The following is a 13,509-nucleotide window of genomic DNA, read 5'->3' on the forward strand; positions in this document are numbered from 1 at the left end:
TTATACTGGCCGGTATGTTATTAATAGCAAACTCACCAGTCCAGTATTAAAAGCGAATAATGTCGAACAATCTTTCAGCACCTAACGGTCCGGGCCGCCCCAAGGATCTGGCCAAGCGCCAGGCCATCCTCGACGCGGCGAAAATTCTGTTTCTGACGAAGGGTTACGCGAGCACCAGCATGGATGCCGTGGCCGCCGAGGCCGGGGTGTCGAAGCTGACGGTCTACAGCCACTTCAACGATAAGGAGACGCTGTTCTCCGCTGCCGTGGTGGCCAAGTGCGAAGAGCAACTGCCACCGCTGTTTTTCGAATTGCCCGACGGCATCGCGGTGGAAACGGTGCTGCTGAACATCGCCCGCGGCTTTCATCAACTGATCAACAGCGATGAATCGGTGAACCTGCATCGTTTGATGATGACGCTGGGCAGCCAGGACCCGAAGCTTTCGCTGATCTTCTTCGAAGCCGGGCCAGAGCGCATGTTGAGTGGGATGGAGCGGTTGCTGAGCAAAATTGATCAGACCGGTGCACTGAGCATCGATAAACCGCGCAATGCGGCCGAGCATTTCTTTTGCCTGCTCAAGGGCGCGGGGAATTTTCGCTTGCTGTATGGCTGCGGCGAACCGCTGGAAGGGGACGCGGCCGAGAGCCATGTGCGGGAAGTGGTGGGGTTATTTATGCGGGCTTATCGGCCTGGGACAGCCTGATCATTTTGTAGTGTTTTGAAGGACGCTATCGCGAGCAAGCTCGCTCCCACAGGGGATTTGTGAACGCTACAAATCCAATGTGGGAGCGAGCTTGCTCGCGATGGGGGGCGACTCGGTCTTAAGGCTTGAGCGCTTTCTTCGGATAAATGTCATACCGGCTGGATTTCCCGTCCAGCGCATGACTCGGCTTCGGCCCTTCAATGCATGGCGCCTTGCGCGGGCGCTTGACCACCACCCGGTGGCTGGCCAATGCCAATGCCGCTTCGAGCAATGCCGGCGCATCCGGGTCATCGCCCACCAGCGGGCGGAACAGACGCATTTCCTTCTTCACCAATGCCGTTTTCTCACGATGCGGGAACATCGGGTCGAGGTAGATCACCTGCGGCGGCTCACCTTCCCAATTGCGCATCACTTCAATTGAATTGCCCTTGAGCAAACGCATCCGCGCCACGATGGGCGCCACGTCGAAATCTTCCGCGCCACGGGCCAGGCCATCCTCAAGCAACGCGCCGATCAGCGGCTGGCGCTCGATCAGGCTCATTTCGCAACCCAGGCTCGCCAGCACGAACGCATCCTTACCCAACCCCGCCGTGGCATCCAGCACCCGTGGGCGCACGCCTTGGGCGATGCCGACCGCTTTGGCGATCATCTGCCCGGTGCCGCCACCGAACAACCGACGATGCGCCGCGCCACCCTCGACGAAGTCCACCCGCACCGGCCCCGGCGCGTCAGGCCCCAGTTGCTGGAGCTGCAAGCCCTGCTCGCCGACCTGCAGGGCAAACTCGCCGTCATCCACTTGCATAGGCAGGCCCAGGCGTTCGGCCCATTGCTCGGCCTGTGGCTGAAACGCCGGGGCCGAAGCCTCGACATGGATGCGGCAGGCCGCGGGTTGCTCAATCATGGGAAAAAACGCTCAAAAAATTAATGATCGGCAAAAACGGCCGATAACAAAACTATCGAGCATTTTGCCAGACCTGAGCGTCGACCGAGAGAAATGTCAGACATTCAACGCACATCCGTAGGCTACATATCGCGTCATGGCGATTATGGCCTGCGAAACTCCCAGGCACTGAGCGGCGTCAGTCACCTGTGGCAAGATTTTTTTGCCCAGGCCCTGTCCGAACAGTCGAGCGATGTTGTGCCTGCGTGCGGTACCTTTCCACCGGTTGATCTGGAAAGCCCGGTCGAGCCGACCGTCGGCAGCGAGCTGTTGGCGCACATCGTTTCCCAACGTGAATGCGATGTGAAAGAAACCGAAGTCAAACCGCCAGAGCCGCTGTTCCTGCCGATTGCCGAGTTCGAAATGGACCTGGCCGACAAACCTTTCCCACCGTTCCCGCCGGAAGAAATCGTCGCCCAACAGCAACAGCAGAACTTCGAAAGCGGCTGGGTGCGCCCGATCGTGCTCACCGCCGGCCAGCCTGTGCCCGAAGCCGGCCCGGCACCGCAGCCGCGTCCGCTGCACCTGCCAATCGCCGAGTTCGAACTGCACCTGCTGGACAAGCCGTTCCCGCCGTTCTCGCCCGCAGAGCTGGTGGAGCAACAGAAACAACTCGATTTCGATAACGGCTGGGCTCGCCCGATCGTTCTGCAGAACCTGCGCATCGCCGCTTAAGCTTTCAGCGACACACCCACCACGGCCCGACATCCAGATGAAAGTGATTACGATGGGCGGCGTTGTAGTCCGGGCTCAACACCACACTGAACATGTCGCAGGCGCCGTCACGCACTTGCCGCAGGAACCGCGCGTCCTGATTATCCTTGGGCCAATCCTTGAGCACGCTGATCGTTCGGCCGTCGGCCAGGCGAAAACCGGCGATGTCCAGCGCGTTGGCGCTGGCGTGCTGGCTGCGGGCGCCGTGCTCGCGGTTGTACATGTTGCGGCAGGCGAAACTGCCGAGGTGATCGACCCGCGTCACGGCCTGGCCGTAAACCGCCTGAGATGCTGGCTGCAAGGCGTGGCGCTCGAACAGGGCAAACGCTACCGCCAACGGGCAACTGGCGAGGAAACTGCTGCTCAGGGCCACCTCGCCGCCCTGAACGCGCAGAGTGTTGGTCAACGGGCAGTCCCCGCCCGGGCTGTCGGCCTGACGGGTGACGCGCAGACCTGAACTGCTGAGGACCTGATCGCACAATTGCGGATCATCGCGCAGGCGCATCAGTTTGAAACGGGTCAGCAGGTTCGGCGCCGCGTTCACGTCCAGCGGCGCCCAAGGATTCCACTGCGCCGGCACAGGAATCCAGCCGCGCCAGACACTCAGCCCCGCCGCACCGATGAGCAACAACACCAGCAGCAATCCCTTTGCTAACCGCATCTTCAGCCTTTGAAAAACTTATTGGCCTGCGCGTACGGCATGGAGCGCGACGTAAAGCTGAACGTGCCCGACGTCTTGATCTCTTCAGCCGCGCGGAAGAACTCGCCATACGCCGCAAGGGCTAGCGCCGAGCCGACGCTGATGCGCTTGACGCCCATATCGCTCAGTTCCTCGACCGTCAACTTGAGCCCGCCGGACATCAACACATTGACCGGTTTCGGCGCCACGGCACGGACCACCGCCAACACCTCTTCGGCACTGCGCAGACCCGGCGCATACAACACGTCGGCGCCCGCTTCGGCGAACGCCTGCAAGCGGCGGATGGTGTCGGCGAGATCAGGATTGCCGTGCAGAAAATTCTCGGCCCGGGCCGTCAACATGAATGGGAAAGGCAGGCTACGCGCCGCCGCGACCGCCGCTTCGATACGCGCCACGGCATGTTCGAAGCAGTAGATCGGCGCCTCTTCACGGCCAGTTGCATCTTCGATCGAGCCGCCGACAGCGCCCGCCGCCGCTGCGCGCAAAATACTCTGCGCACATTCGGCCGGGTCGTCTGCGAAGCCGTTTTCCAGATCGACCGCCACCGGCAGATCCGTGGCCGCAACAATCGCCTGGACGTTCAGCAGGGTGTCGTCGAGGGTCAACGCACCATCGGCACGACCGTTAGAAAAAGCATAACCGGCACTGGTGGTCGCCAGCGCCTCGAAGCCAAGGCTGGCGAGCATTTTCGCCGAGCCGGCGTCCCAAGGGTTGGGAATGACAAAAGCCCCCGCGCGTTCATGCAGTGCTTTGAACGCCTGGGCTCGAAGGGTTTGCGCATCCATTGGCAGGCTCCTGAGAAGAGGAAGAATCCACCTCAGAGCAGACCAAGTTGCTCCGCGGCGGGTTCTCTGTATAGCTCAGGCAGCGGCAGCAAGCCAGGCAAACGCGTCATCAGCTTGGCGTGAAAACGTTGCGCCAGTTTCGCCGCCAGCAGGTTGTCGGCGGTGTGCAGGAAGATATAGGGCGTACGACCCTCTTCGATCCACACGGCAATTTTCTCGACCCACGGCACCAGGAATGGATCGTTGGCCTCAAGCTGCGGATGGCCGATAAAACGCACCTGCGGAAATTGCGTGAATGCCGCCGGGCGCACTGGCACTTTGGGCTTTTTCGATTGGGCGTGGAGCACCGAAGGGTCGGTAGAAATACAGCTGAACAATGCGCGTGGATCGAGGCAGATACGCTCGACACCGCGGTCCAGCAGCAGGCGATTGAGCATGCGTTCGGCATCGCCCTTGGCAAAGAATGCGTCATGCCGCACTTCGACCGCCAGCGGTCGGTCGACGGCGTCGATAAAACCGGCCAGCTCGGAGAGTCGTTGCGGGGTGAAGCTTTTGGATAATTGCAGCCAGACCGGGGAAACCCGCTCGCCCAGTGGGCTGAGCAGTTGAAGGAAGGTTTCGGCAGCGGTCAGTTGTTCACGCAGGTCACCGCTGTGGCTGATGTCGCCGGGGAATTTGGCGGTGAAGCGAAAGTGTTCGGGCATGATCTCGGCCCAGCGCTGCACGGTGGCGGCAGACGGGCTCGCGTAGAAGGTCGTGTTGCCTTCGACGGCGTTGAACACTTGGGAATAGAGATTCAGGAATTCGGCGGGTTTGGCGTCTTGCGGATAGAGGTAATCGCGCCAGGCGTTTTCACTCCAGGACGGGCAGCCGAGGTAGTAAGGCAGCAGCATCAGATGTACAGGTCGAGGCCCAGCACATCAGCATCCCAATCGACAAAACCGGCGGTGCTCAGGTAGCTGGCCAGGGCCATCGCTACGCTTTTGCTCATGGCGCGGTGATAAATCATGTCTTGCTGACGGGCGGGGAGATTGCTCAAGCGTTGTGCGGAGGCTTTGGCAGCGCGGGCGGCCAGTTGCTCTTCAGTCGGAAATTCCAGCTCGCCGTCGATGTCATCGACGGATTCATCCAGCGCGACATTGCCTTTGCGAGGCTTGCGCTTGATGGGGTAGGACTGAGAGGAAAGGCCGTCTATACGCATAAGTGCATGCTCGGTATCAGTGATGGCAGTTTAGTGGCGCATTACCCACTTCGCAAACTGTCGAGTGATAACTAGAACACATAAAAGGAAAAAGGTTTAAAGCGGGCGGGTAGAAACTGACGATTGGCTAATGCTGGAATACCAATTGTGGCGAGGGGGCTCGCCCCCGTTCGGCTGCGAAGCAGTCGTAAAACCTGCACACGCGGTGTGCCTGATGAAATATGGGGCCGCTTCGCAGCCCAACGGGGGCAAGCCCCCTCGCCACAAAAGTCCCTCGGTCAACGGGCCTTGGGCGTGGCGACCTTGTCGCGCAGATAAACCGGCTGCGCCTCATCCGCCACAATCGCCTCCCCTCGCGCCCAGGCAAACCGCGCCAGCGTCAGCAGGTCTTCAGCATGGGGCAACATTCCCGCATCCTGCCCGATCAGGTTAACGCCGATACGCTCGGCATACCCCCAACCGGTGCCCGCGCCGAACCACTCGCCGCTGGCATCGGCCGGCAATGCTGCGACTTCCGGCGGCAACACGGCTTCGTTACCGACAAGCCGCATCTCCCCCGCCGTTTCGCGGTAGCAGCCCCAATACACTTCATCCATCCGCGCATCGATGGCCGCTGCGACTTGGCTTACGCCGTGTTCGCGATAGGCACGCTGGGCCAGTACGGCCAGATCAGACACCGGCAACACCGGACGCTCCAGCGCAAACGCCAAACCCTGCACCACGCCAATGGCGATCCGCACACCGGTGAAAGCGCCGGGCCCACGGCCGAACGCGATGGCATCCACCGCTTGCAGGGTGGTACCGGCGTCGGCCAGCAATTGCTGGATCATCGGCAGAAGCTTCTGCGCATGCAGGCGCGGGATCACCTCGTAATGGCTCGTGACCTTGCCGTCATGCAGCAAGGCAACGGAGCAAGCTTCAGTCGCGGTGTCCAGGGCCAGCAAGGTGCTCATCGATGTTTCCGTAAGAGAGGTCAGAAAAAGTGCGCCAGTATAAACAACTACGGCCCGCAAGCGGGCCGTAGAAGATGAAGCGATTCAGACTTTTCAGTTCAGCGCTTCAAGCACCTTGCCGGTGATCGCTTCAACCGAGCCAACACCTTCGATGTGGCTGTACTTCGGTTTGCCCTGAGCGGTGGACAGCTCCTGGTAAAACTTCACCAGAGGCTCGGTCTGAGCGTGGTAAACCGAGAGACGATGACGCACGGTTTCTTCGGTATCGTCTTTGCGCTGCACCAGTTCGTCACCGGTGATGTCGTCTTTACCGGCAATTTTCGGCGGGTTGTAGACGATGTGGTACACGCGGCCGGAAGCCTCGTGAACACGACGACCGGCGATACGCTGGACGATGTCTTCGTCTTTGACGTCGATTTCGACCACGTGGTCCAGTTCGACACCGGCCTTCACCAGGGCTTCAGCCTGGGGAATGGTGCGCGGGAAACCGTCGAACAGGAAACCGTTGGCACAATCGGCCTGGCTGATGCGTTCCTTGACCAAGTTAATGATCAGGTCATCGGAGACCAGACCACCGCTGTCCATGACGCTCTTGGCGATCAGGCCCAGCTCGGTGCCGGCCTTGACCGCTGCACGCAGCATGTCGCCAGTGGAGATTTGCGGAATGCCGAATTTTTCGGTGATGAACTTAGCCTGAGTACCTTTACCGGCCCCGGGAGCTCCCAGCAGAATGACGCGCATCGATGTGCTCCTCAATTTTTTATATAGATAACGTCAGATTCGCCTCGTGGGGCCAATCTCAAAAATAGGGTCGTGGCCGCCCAAACGGCCAAAGGCTGATCAAGATACACAGCAGGCCCTGCCCACACAAGCCGCCGAAAGTCGGAGAAACCCGCGCCCATCGTGACCTTGGGACGGGGTACCCCAAGTCGCACCCCCATCATTAACTGTCGCCTGCCAGACCTTTTCCGGCCTTCGCCCAAGGGCACCCGGCCTGCGTGCCGAGCGCCCGGACCCAAGAGGAAAACCTTAGCCGGTATTTCGCAAACCGGCGGCAATCCCCGCCACAGACACCAGCAGCGCCTGTTCTACCGGGCTGCCCTGCGCCACTTCCTGTTGCCGCGAACGGGCCAACAGCTCGGCCTGCAATAGATGAAGGGGGTCGAGGTAAGTGTTACGCAGGCGAATGAATTCGAGGGTGTCTGGGCTATGTGCCAGTAGCTGCGACTGGCCAGTCAGGCCAAGGACCACCGCACAGGCCTGCGACAATAGGTCGCGTAAGTGCGCGCCCAAAGGTAGAAGATCCGGCTCCACCAGCCGCTCATCGTAAGACAGCGCGATGTCCGCGTCAGCCTTGGCCAGCACCATTTCCAGCATATCGATGCGCGTGCGGAAGAACGGCCACTGCTCGCGCATCTGCCCCAGCAACTCACCTTCACCACGTTCCAGTGCCTTGCTCAGGGCAGCCTCCCAACCGAGCCAGGCCGGCAGCATCAGGCGTGTCTGGGTCCAGCCGAAGATCCACGGAATCGCTCGCAGGCTTTCAATCCCGCCAGCGCGGCGCTTGGCCGGGCGACTGCCCAACGGCAACCGTCCGAGTTCCTGTTCCGGCGTGGACTGACGGAAGTACTCGACGAATTGTGGATTCTCGCGCACCACGGCGCGGTAAGCACTGACACCATCCGCCGCCAATTCGTCCATCAGATGACGCCAGGCAGGCTCCGGCGGCGGTGGCGGCAGCAAGGTCGCTTCGAGCACCGCGGCCAGATACAGATTGAGGTTCTGCTCGGCGATGTCCGGCAAACCGAATTTGAAACGGATCATTTCCCCCTGCTCAGTGGTGCGGAAACGCCCCGCCACCGAACCCGGCGGCTGCGACAGAATTGCCGCGTGCGCCGGGCCGCCACCACGGCCCACGGTGCCACCGCGACCGTGGAACAACAGCAACTCCACTTGCTGCTCGCGGCAGATATCCACCAAACGTTCCTGCGCCCGATACTGCGCCCAGGCCGCCGCCGTGGTGCCGGCGTCCTTGGCCGAATCGGAGTAACCGATCATCACTTCCTGCGGCCCTTGCAGGCGCGCGCGATAGCCCGGCAGCAGCAACAGCTTTTCGATCACCGGGCCGGCGTTATCGAGGTCGGCGAGGGTTTCAAACAGCGGCACCACGCGCATCGGCCGCAATACGCCGGCCTCTTTGAGCAACAGTTGCACCGCCAGCACATCGGAAGCGGCGCCGGCCATGGAGATCACATAAGAGCCGAGGGACGCGCCCGGTGCAGCGGCGATTTCCCGGCAGGTCGCCAGCACTTCGGCGGTGTCAGCGGACGGCTTGAAATACGCCGGCAACAATGGCCGACGATTGTTCTGCTCGCGCATCAGGAAGGCGATGCGCTCTTCCTCGCTCCAGTCTTCGTAGCGACCGAGGCCCAGGTAATCGGTGATTTCAGTCATGGCAGCGGTGTGCCGCGACGAATCCTGACGCACGTCGAGACGGACCAGGAACAAGCCAAAGGTCACCGCACGACGCAGGCAATCGAGCAGCGGACCGTCGGCAATCACGCCCATGCCGCATTCATGCAGCGAGTTGAAACACAGTTCCAGCGGATCAAGCAGGTCGCGGTTGTTTTGCAGCACATCGGCGGTTGCTGGCGTGCTCACTTTCAAGGATGCCTGGGCCCAATTGCGAGTTGCCCGCAGACGTTCGCGCAATTGCTTGAGCACCGCGCGGTAAGGTTCGGCGCTGTCGCCGGCCTTGGCTTTCAGGGCTTCACTGGCCTGCTGCATCGACAACTCGGCGGCCAGATGATCGACATCACGCAGGTACAAATCAGCCGCCATCCAGCGCGCCAGCAACAGCACTTCGCGGGTGACGGACGCCGTGACATTCGGGTTGCCGTCGCGATCGCCGCCCATCCACGAAGCAAAGCGGATCGGCGCCGCCTCCAGTGGCAAACGCAGGCCGGTGGCGGCGTGCAGCGCTAGATCGGCCTTGCGCAAATAGTTGGGAATCGCTTGCCACAGCGAATGTTCGATCACCGCAAAGCCCCATTTGGCTTCGTCGACAGGCGTTGGGCGGGTGCGGCGGATTTCTTCGGTGTGCCAGGCTTCGGCGATCAGACGCTGCAATTTCGCCTGGATCTGCTCGCGCTCGGCGCTGGTCAGGTCACGATGGTCCTGGGCCGCCAGTTGCGCGGCGATGGCATCGTATTTCTGGATCAGCGTGCGGCGGGCCACTTCGGTCGGGTGAGCGGTTAACACCAACTCGATTTCCAGTCGACCGAGCTGCCGCGCAAGGGATTCGGCGCTGTGGCCTTCAGCACGCAGACGGGCGAGCAGTTCCGGCAGCACCCGGGCTTCGAACGGCGCGGGCTGCGACTCTTCGCGGCGGTGAATCAGCTGATATTGCTCGGCGATATTGGCCAGGTTGAGGAACTGGTTGAACGCCCGCGCCACCGGCAGCAACTCGTCTTCGCTCAATTGGTTGAGGCTGGCGCTGAGTTCGGCGTCCATCGAACCGCGACGGTCGGCCTTGGCGCCCTTGCGGATCTGCTCGATCTTGTCGAGAAAACCATCCCCGTACTGTTCACGAATGGTGTTGCCCAACAGTTCACCCAACAGGTGAACGTCCTCGCGCAAGCGTGCATCAATATCGGTCATCAGCAGTTCTCCAGCAAAAATCCGGGCGGCTATGAACGTTAAGAGTGCCGCCGTAAAGCGGTTCTTACAAGCAAACGACGAAGGGACTTTAAACCTTAGGCGTTAAAGCTAGTCTCAACAGTAAGCCGTACAACGGCTGCCGCCGGCCAAAGCCGGACACTCACCCTGCCTGCCACGAGCAGGTGTGCCATGAGGTCATTATGAAAATTCGCGAGCTAGCCCAGCATTGGGAAGAAAACGCCAAGGGTCGCCTGACCGACACTGGCTACACGATTCACCTGGACGTGGAAGCCGCCGCCCGGCTGGCAGCGATTACCGAGATGTACCCCAAACGGCATCCCGAAGAACTGCTGGGCGAGTTGATCGGCGCGGCGCTTGAGGAGCTCGAGGCGAGTTTCCCCTACGTGAGAGGCCAGACCGTGGTGGCGACCGACGAAGAAGGTGACCCACTGTACGAAGACGTCGGTCCGACCCCGCGTTTTCTCGCATTGTCCCGCCGTCATTTGCACGATTTATCGGCTGGTAGCGACAAGCAAAAACATTGATCCCGTCGCAGAACCTGTGGGTGCGGGCTTGCTCGCGAAAGCGGTGTTTCAGGCAACAAAGATGATGAATATCAGACCGTTTTCGCGAGCAAGCCCGCTCCCACATTGACTTGCATTCCCCTTCAAAAATGGCGTGTTCCCGAGTCTCGAAAAGACCGGCAATACCGCTGCGCATCGCCAAAGTTCCCGGTTTAGAGCCTTGTCCATTCGGTCAAAGTTTTTTCAGGCGATAGGCCATCTTCTCTGAACTTTTGAAAAACGCCTCGGGTCGTACCCATTAACCACGCCTGGTACGGCCGTTTCATTTCACGCTTTGAATGTTCGGTGACGGCTCCTTAAACCAGGATGGAATTTGATGTTTTTCAGGAGTTATCCAATGGAGTTGAAGACCATGAAGACCAGCACTGCCAAATCCTCGTTCACCCACCTGCGCGGTCTGAAACTGGCTGCCTTGGCGATCGGCAGCACCTTCGTACTCGCCGGTTGCGCTGGCAATCCGCCGACCGAGCAATACGCCGTGACCCAATCGGCCGTTAACAGCGCAGTCAGCGCCGGCGGTACCGAGTTCGCAGCCGTGGAAATGAAGTCTGCGCAGGACAAGCTCAAACAAGCCGAAATCGCCATGCACGACAAAAAGTATGACGAAGCCCGGACCCTCGCCGAGCAAGCCGAATGGGACGCTCGCGTCGCGGAACGCAAGGCTCAGGCGATGAAAGCCGAACAGGCTCTGAAGGATTCCCAGAAAGGTGTTCAGGAACTGCGTCAGGAAAGTCAGCGCACTGTGCAGTAAGCGCGCATCCGGACCACACGCCTGAAGCTCTTATCGATAGAAAGGACGAACCATTATGCGTAAACAATTGATGATCCCCGCTCTCCTGGCCGCAAGCGTTGCCCTGGCAGCTTGCTCCACCCCGCCGAACGCGAACCTGGAACAGGCCCGCGTGAACTACTCCGGCCTGCAAGCCAACCCGCAAGCGAGCAAAGTCGCGGCCCTTGAGACCAAAGACGCCAGCGATTACCTGGACAAGGCTGACAAGGCCTACCAGGACAAGGAAAACCAGGCCAAGGTCGACCAACTGGCGTACCTGACCAACCAGCGCGTGGAAGTCGCCAAGCAGACCATCGCCCTGCGCACCGCTGAAAACAACCTGAAAAACGCCGCAGCCCAACGTGCCCAGGCTCGTCTGGATGCCCGTGATCAGCAGATCAAGCAGTTGCAAGACAGCCTGAACGCCAAGCAAACCGATCGCGGCACCTTGGTCACCTTCGGTGATGTGCTGTTCGCTACCGACCGTGCTGACCTGAAGTCCAGCGGTCTGGTGAACATCAACAAACTGTCGCAGTTCCTTCAGGAAAACCCGGACCGTAAAGTGATTGTCGAGGGTTACACCGACAGCACCGGCACCGCGAGCCATAACCAGTCGCTGTCCGAGCGTCGTGCCGATTCGGTACGCACAGCGCTGGTGAAAATGGGCGTTGATCCAGCGCGCATCGTCGTTCAGGGGTATGGCAAGGAATACCCGGTTGCCGAAAACGGCAGCGTTTCGGGCCGTGCGATGAACCGTCGGGTGGAAGTGACCATTTCCAACGACAACCAGCCAGTGGTGCCACGTTCGGCAGTCAGTTCGAACTAAGCTTCACGCGGTAACGTAAAAGCCCCGCCTGATCTGATCAGGCGGGGCTTTTTGTTGCTGGTGACTTGATGGCTGCCACTGTTTTTGTGGCGAGGGAGCTTACTCCCGCTGGGCTGCGCTGCAGACCCTAAACCTCGCACCGTATTCCTTCAGGCAAACGGCATTAATGGGTTGGCGGCTGCTACGCAGCCGAGCGGGAGCAAGCTCCCTCGCCACAGTGGATCAGCGCCACACCGGAATCGGGGGTTACGGCTCAAGTTTCTGCGGCGTTTCCTGCCCCATGCAGCGCACGGCTTTTTTCTGGCCGTTGATCAACACTCCACTCAGGCCTTTCTGTTCGGTGTCGAACAGCACCAGTACGCCATCGACGCACTGAGCGACTTGCGCGGCCGGTTCCAGGGCTATTTTGTAGTCTTCGCCCGGCACGGTCTTGAGCATGGTGAATTCGTTGAGCAGCAACGCATCCTCAGGCTTGGCGAAATGCAGGTAGCCGTAGTACCACAGCACCCCGACAGTGCCGAGAATGGTGCAGATACCGGTGATGATCAGCGGGATGGCGTTACGTTCTTCACTCATTGCGGACTCTCTGGTGGTTCATCTTTTGAATTCAGGGGCACCGGGTAATTCGGGATTTCACCCAGGCGGCGCAGACCGTTGAAATGCTGCGGGTCTTCGAGGTAGCGCAGCATCACCTGACGCCAGACCGGGTCGGCGAAGGTCTGCACATGACCGCCACGGGTCAGTTGCAGCACCCGCGGTGGCGGCGCAGCTTGATACAGACGAATGCCGTTGGAAAGGGGCACGAGGTTGTCGTCGATGCTGTGGTAGATCAGTTTCGGCACGCCCTTGAGCTGCGCCATGGAGTTGATCGCGCTGTCGCCGTCCGGCACCAGCCACGACAACGGCACCTGAAATGGCCAGGTCAGCCACGAGGTAGTCAGGGCAAATCGACCGACATCCCGGTAGCTGGCGGGCGCGCCATCGAGGACCAAGGCCTTGAGCTGGGGCTGACGTTCCGGGTGTTGGACCAGGTAATGCACGGCCATCGAGCCGCCGAGGCTCTGACCCAGAACGATCAACGGCTTGCCCTTGACCTCGGGCGCCTGGTCGAGCCATTTGAACGCGGCGTCGATGTCCTGATAGATCTCCGGCAGCGACGGTTTGCCTTCGGACAAGCCATAACCGCGGTAGTCCACCAGCAACACTTGGTAACCCTCTTTCGGTAACCACCAACTGCCGCCCAAGTGGTAAGAAAGGTTGCCGCCATTGCCATGCAGGTGCAGCACCGTACCTTTGACTTCGACGCCTTTTGCCGCCGGTAGCCACCAACCGTGCAGCTTCAGGCCATCGGCGGTGGTCAGGGTGACGTCGCGAAATTCGAGCTTGGCTTTGTCCGGGGTGAATGGCTGGCCGGGCTCGGGGTAAAACAGCAGCGAGCTGCAACCGCCGAGGGCCAGGAGCAGGCAGAAGATGCCGAGGATTCTCATCCGTTGAAACCTCGCAGTGAATGTTGGAGTTCGTAACCTGACACATCATTGTGGCGAGGGGGCTTGCCCCCGTTCGGCTGCGAAGCAGTCGTGAAACCTGATTACGCGGTGTGACGAAACAAATGTTGGGGGCCGCTTCGCGGCCCAACGGGGTGGTGCGGCATTCCGACAAGCCCCTCACCACAG

General features: G+C 60.5%; 15 protein-coding genes. 5 read left to right on the forward strand and 10 right to left on the reverse strand.

Annotated elements, in window-relative coordinates; all coding sequences use genetic code 11:
- The first annotated feature begins 59 nt into the window (after positions 1-59).
- Positions 60-704 (forward strand): TetR/AcrR family transcriptional regulator, encoded by a 645-nt coding sequence (locus tag AC1MEW_RS31625; RefSeq protein ID WP_480424798.1) that lies wholly within the window; start codon positions 60-62, stop codon positions 702-704.
- Positions 705-822: 118 nt separating this feature from the next.
- Here AC1MEW_RS31625 and AC1MEW_RS31630 read toward each other — a convergent pair whose 3' ends face one another.
- Positions 823-1,605: a class I SAM-dependent methyltransferase gene (locus AC1MEW_RS31630; protein ID WP_207200186.1), complete on the reverse strand. Its 783-nt coding sequence runs from the start codon at positions 1,603-1,605 to the stop codon at positions 823-825.
- 93 nt (positions 1,606-1,698) lie between these two features.
- Here AC1MEW_RS31630 and AC1MEW_RS31635 point away from each other — a divergent pair, with 93 nt between their 5' ends.
- Positions 1,699-2,319: an energy transducer TonB gene (locus AC1MEW_RS31635; protein WP_201256213.1), complete on the forward strand. Its 621-nt coding sequence runs from the start codon at positions 1,699-1,701 to the stop codon at positions 2,317-2,319.
- A 4-nt stretch (positions 2,320-2,323) separates the two neighbouring features.
- Here AC1MEW_RS31635 and AC1MEW_RS31640 read toward each other — a convergent pair whose 3' ends face one another.
- The 7 genes from AC1MEW_RS31640 to ppc form a co-directional block, all read right to left on the reverse strand.
- On the reverse strand, positions 2,324-3,019 hold the full coding sequence (locus AC1MEW_RS31640) for an extensin-like domain-containing protein (RefSeq protein ID WP_201256214.1): 696 nt from the start codon (positions 3,017-3,019) through the stop codon (positions 2,324-2,326).
- A gap of 2 nt (positions 3,020-3,021) precedes the next feature.
- The gene (locus tag AC1MEW_RS31645) at positions 3,022-3,843 is read right to left on the reverse strand and encodes an isocitrate lyase/PEP mutase family protein (RefSeq protein WP_323570500.1); all 822 of its coding nucleotides are present in this window, start codon (positions 3,841-3,843) and stop codon (positions 3,022-3,024) included.
- Between the two features lie 32 nt (positions 3,844-3,875).
- Positions 3,876-4,736 (reverse strand): DUF72 domain-containing protein, encoded by an 861-nt coding sequence (locus AC1MEW_RS31650; RefSeq protein WP_322270617.1) that lies wholly within the window; start codon positions 4,734-4,736, stop codon positions 3,876-3,878.
- A complete protein-coding gene (locus AC1MEW_RS31655) occupies positions 4,736-5,044 on the reverse strand; it encodes a hypothetical protein (RefSeq protein WP_201200986.1) in 309 nt (102 codons plus the stop codon). The genes AC1MEW_RS31650 and AC1MEW_RS31655 overlap by 1 nt, the downstream gene beginning before the upstream one ends.
- Before the next feature lie 278 nt (positions 5,045-5,322).
- The gene (gene tsaB / locus AC1MEW_RS31660) at positions 5,323-5,997 is read right to left on the reverse strand and encodes a tRNA (adenosine(37)-N6)-threonylcarbamoyltransferase complex dimerization subunit type 1 TsaB (protein ID WP_201200984.1); all 675 of its coding nucleotides are present in this window, start codon (positions 5,995-5,997) and stop codon (positions 5,323-5,325) included.
- A gap of 93 nt (positions 5,998-6,090) precedes the next feature.
- A complete protein-coding gene (gene adk / locus AC1MEW_RS31665; protein WP_054047246.1) occupies positions 6,091-6,738 on the reverse strand; it encodes an adenylate kinase in 648 nt (215 codons plus the stop codon).
- 288 nt (positions 6,739-7,026) lie between these two features.
- On the reverse strand, positions 7,027-9,657 hold the full coding sequence (ppc, locus tag AC1MEW_RS31670; RefSeq protein WP_322270615.1) for a phosphoenolpyruvate carboxylase: 2,631 nt from the start codon (positions 9,655-9,657) through the stop codon (positions 7,027-7,029).
- Positions 9,658-9,857: 200 nt separating this feature from the next.
- On the opposite strand from ppc, the gene AC1MEW_RS31675 reads away from it, so the two are divergent.
- The 3 genes from AC1MEW_RS31675 (at position 9,858) to lptF (ending at position 11,836) form a co-directional block, all read left to right on the forward strand.
- Positions 9,858-10,202: a pilin assembly protein gene (locus AC1MEW_RS31675; protein WP_201195553.1), complete on the forward strand. Its 345-nt coding sequence runs from the start codon at positions 9,858-9,860 to the stop codon at positions 10,200-10,202.
- Positions 10,203-10,578: 376 nt separating this feature from the next.
- Positions 10,579-10,992 carry a DUF4398 domain-containing protein gene (locus tag AC1MEW_RS31680; protein WP_201200977.1) on the forward strand — a complete coding sequence of 138 codons (414 nt, stop codon included), beginning with the start codon at positions 10,579-10,581 and terminating at the stop codon, positions 10,990-10,992.
- Between the two features lie 55 nt (positions 10,993-11,047).
- On the forward strand, positions 11,048-11,836 hold the full coding sequence (gene lptF, locus AC1MEW_RS31685) for a lipotoxin F family OmpA-related lipoprotein LptF (protein WP_201200976.1): 789 nt from the start codon (positions 11,048-11,050) through the stop codon (positions 11,834-11,836).
- 246 nt (positions 11,837-12,082) lie between these two features.
- On the opposite strand, the gene AC1MEW_RS31690 is transcribed toward lptF, so the two are convergent.
- Together AC1MEW_RS31690 and AC1MEW_RS31695 are read right to left on the reverse strand one after the other, a co-directional pair.
- Positions 12,083-12,412: a PA3694 family proteiin gene (locus tag AC1MEW_RS31690; protein ID WP_201200974.1), complete on the reverse strand. Its 330-nt coding sequence runs from the start codon at positions 12,410-12,412 to the stop codon at positions 12,083-12,085.
- On the reverse strand, positions 12,409-13,323 hold the full coding sequence (locus AC1MEW_RS31695; protein WP_201200973.1) for an alpha/beta hydrolase: 915 nt from the start codon (positions 13,321-13,323) through the stop codon (positions 12,409-12,411). Before AC1MEW_RS31695 ends, AC1MEW_RS31690 begins: the two co-directional genes overlap by 4 nt.
- Between the last annotated feature and the right edge of the window lie 186 nt (positions 13,324-13,509).

The sequence above is a fragment of the Pseudomonas sp. ASL4 genome (genome assembly GCF_056680395.1).

Excerpts from the sequence above, each read along its gene's own strand:
- AC1MEW_RS31625 (WP_480424798.1), top strand. The coding sequence starts at position 60 with ATGTCGAACAATCTTTCAGCACCTAACGGTCCGGGCCGCCCCAAGGAT.
- AC1MEW_RS31630 (WP_207200186.1), bottom strand. The coding sequence starts at position 1,605 with ATGATTGAGCAACCCGCGGCCTGCCGCATCCATGTCGAGGCTTCGGCC.
- AC1MEW_RS31635 (WP_201256213.1), top strand. The coding sequence starts at position 1,699 with ATGTCAGACATTCAACGCACATCCGTAGGCTACATATCGCGTCATGGC.
- AC1MEW_RS31640 (WP_201256214.1), bottom strand. The coding sequence starts at position 3,019 with ATGCGGTTAGCAAAGGGATTGCTGCTGGTGTTGTTGCTCATCGGTGCG.
- AC1MEW_RS31645 (WP_323570500.1), bottom strand. The coding sequence starts at position 3,843 with ATGGATGCGCAAACCCTTCGAGCCCAGGCGTTCAAAGCACTGCATGAA.
- AC1MEW_RS31650 (WP_322270617.1), bottom strand. The coding sequence starts at position 4,736 with ATGCTGCTGCCTTACTACCTCGGCTGCCCGTCCTGGAGTGAAAACGCC.
- AC1MEW_RS31655 (WP_201200986.1), bottom strand. The coding sequence starts at position 5,044 with ATGCGTATAGACGGCCTTTCCTCTCAGTCCTACCCCATCAAGCGCAAG.
- tsaB (WP_201200984.1), bottom strand. The coding sequence starts at position 5,997 with ATGAGCACCTTGCTGGCCCTGGACACCGCGACTGAAGCTTGCTCCGTT.
- adk (WP_054047246.1), bottom strand. The coding sequence starts at position 6,738 with ATGCGCGTCATTCTGCTGGGAGCTCCCGGGGCCGGTAAAGGTACTCAG.
- ppc (WP_322270615.1), bottom strand. The coding sequence starts at position 9,657 with ATGACCGATATTGATGCACGCTTGCGCGAGGACGTTCACCTGTTGGGT.
- AC1MEW_RS31675 (WP_201195553.1), top strand. The coding sequence starts at position 9,858 with ATGAAAATTCGCGAGCTAGCCCAGCATTGGGAAGAAAACGCCAAGGGT.
- AC1MEW_RS31680 (WP_201200977.1), top strand. The coding sequence starts at position 10,579 with ATGGAGTTGAAGACCATGAAGACCAGCACTGCCAAATCCTCGTTCACC.
- lptF (WP_201200976.1), top strand. The coding sequence starts at position 11,048 with ATGCGTAAACAATTGATGATCCCCGCTCTCCTGGCCGCAAGCGTTGCC.
- AC1MEW_RS31690 (WP_201200974.1), bottom strand. The coding sequence starts at position 12,412 with ATGAGTGAAGAACGTAACGCCATCCCGCTGATCATCACCGGTATCTGC.
- AC1MEW_RS31695 (WP_201200973.1), bottom strand. The coding sequence starts at position 13,323 with ATGAGAATCCTCGGCATCTTCTGCCTGCTCCTGGCCCTCGGCGGTTGC.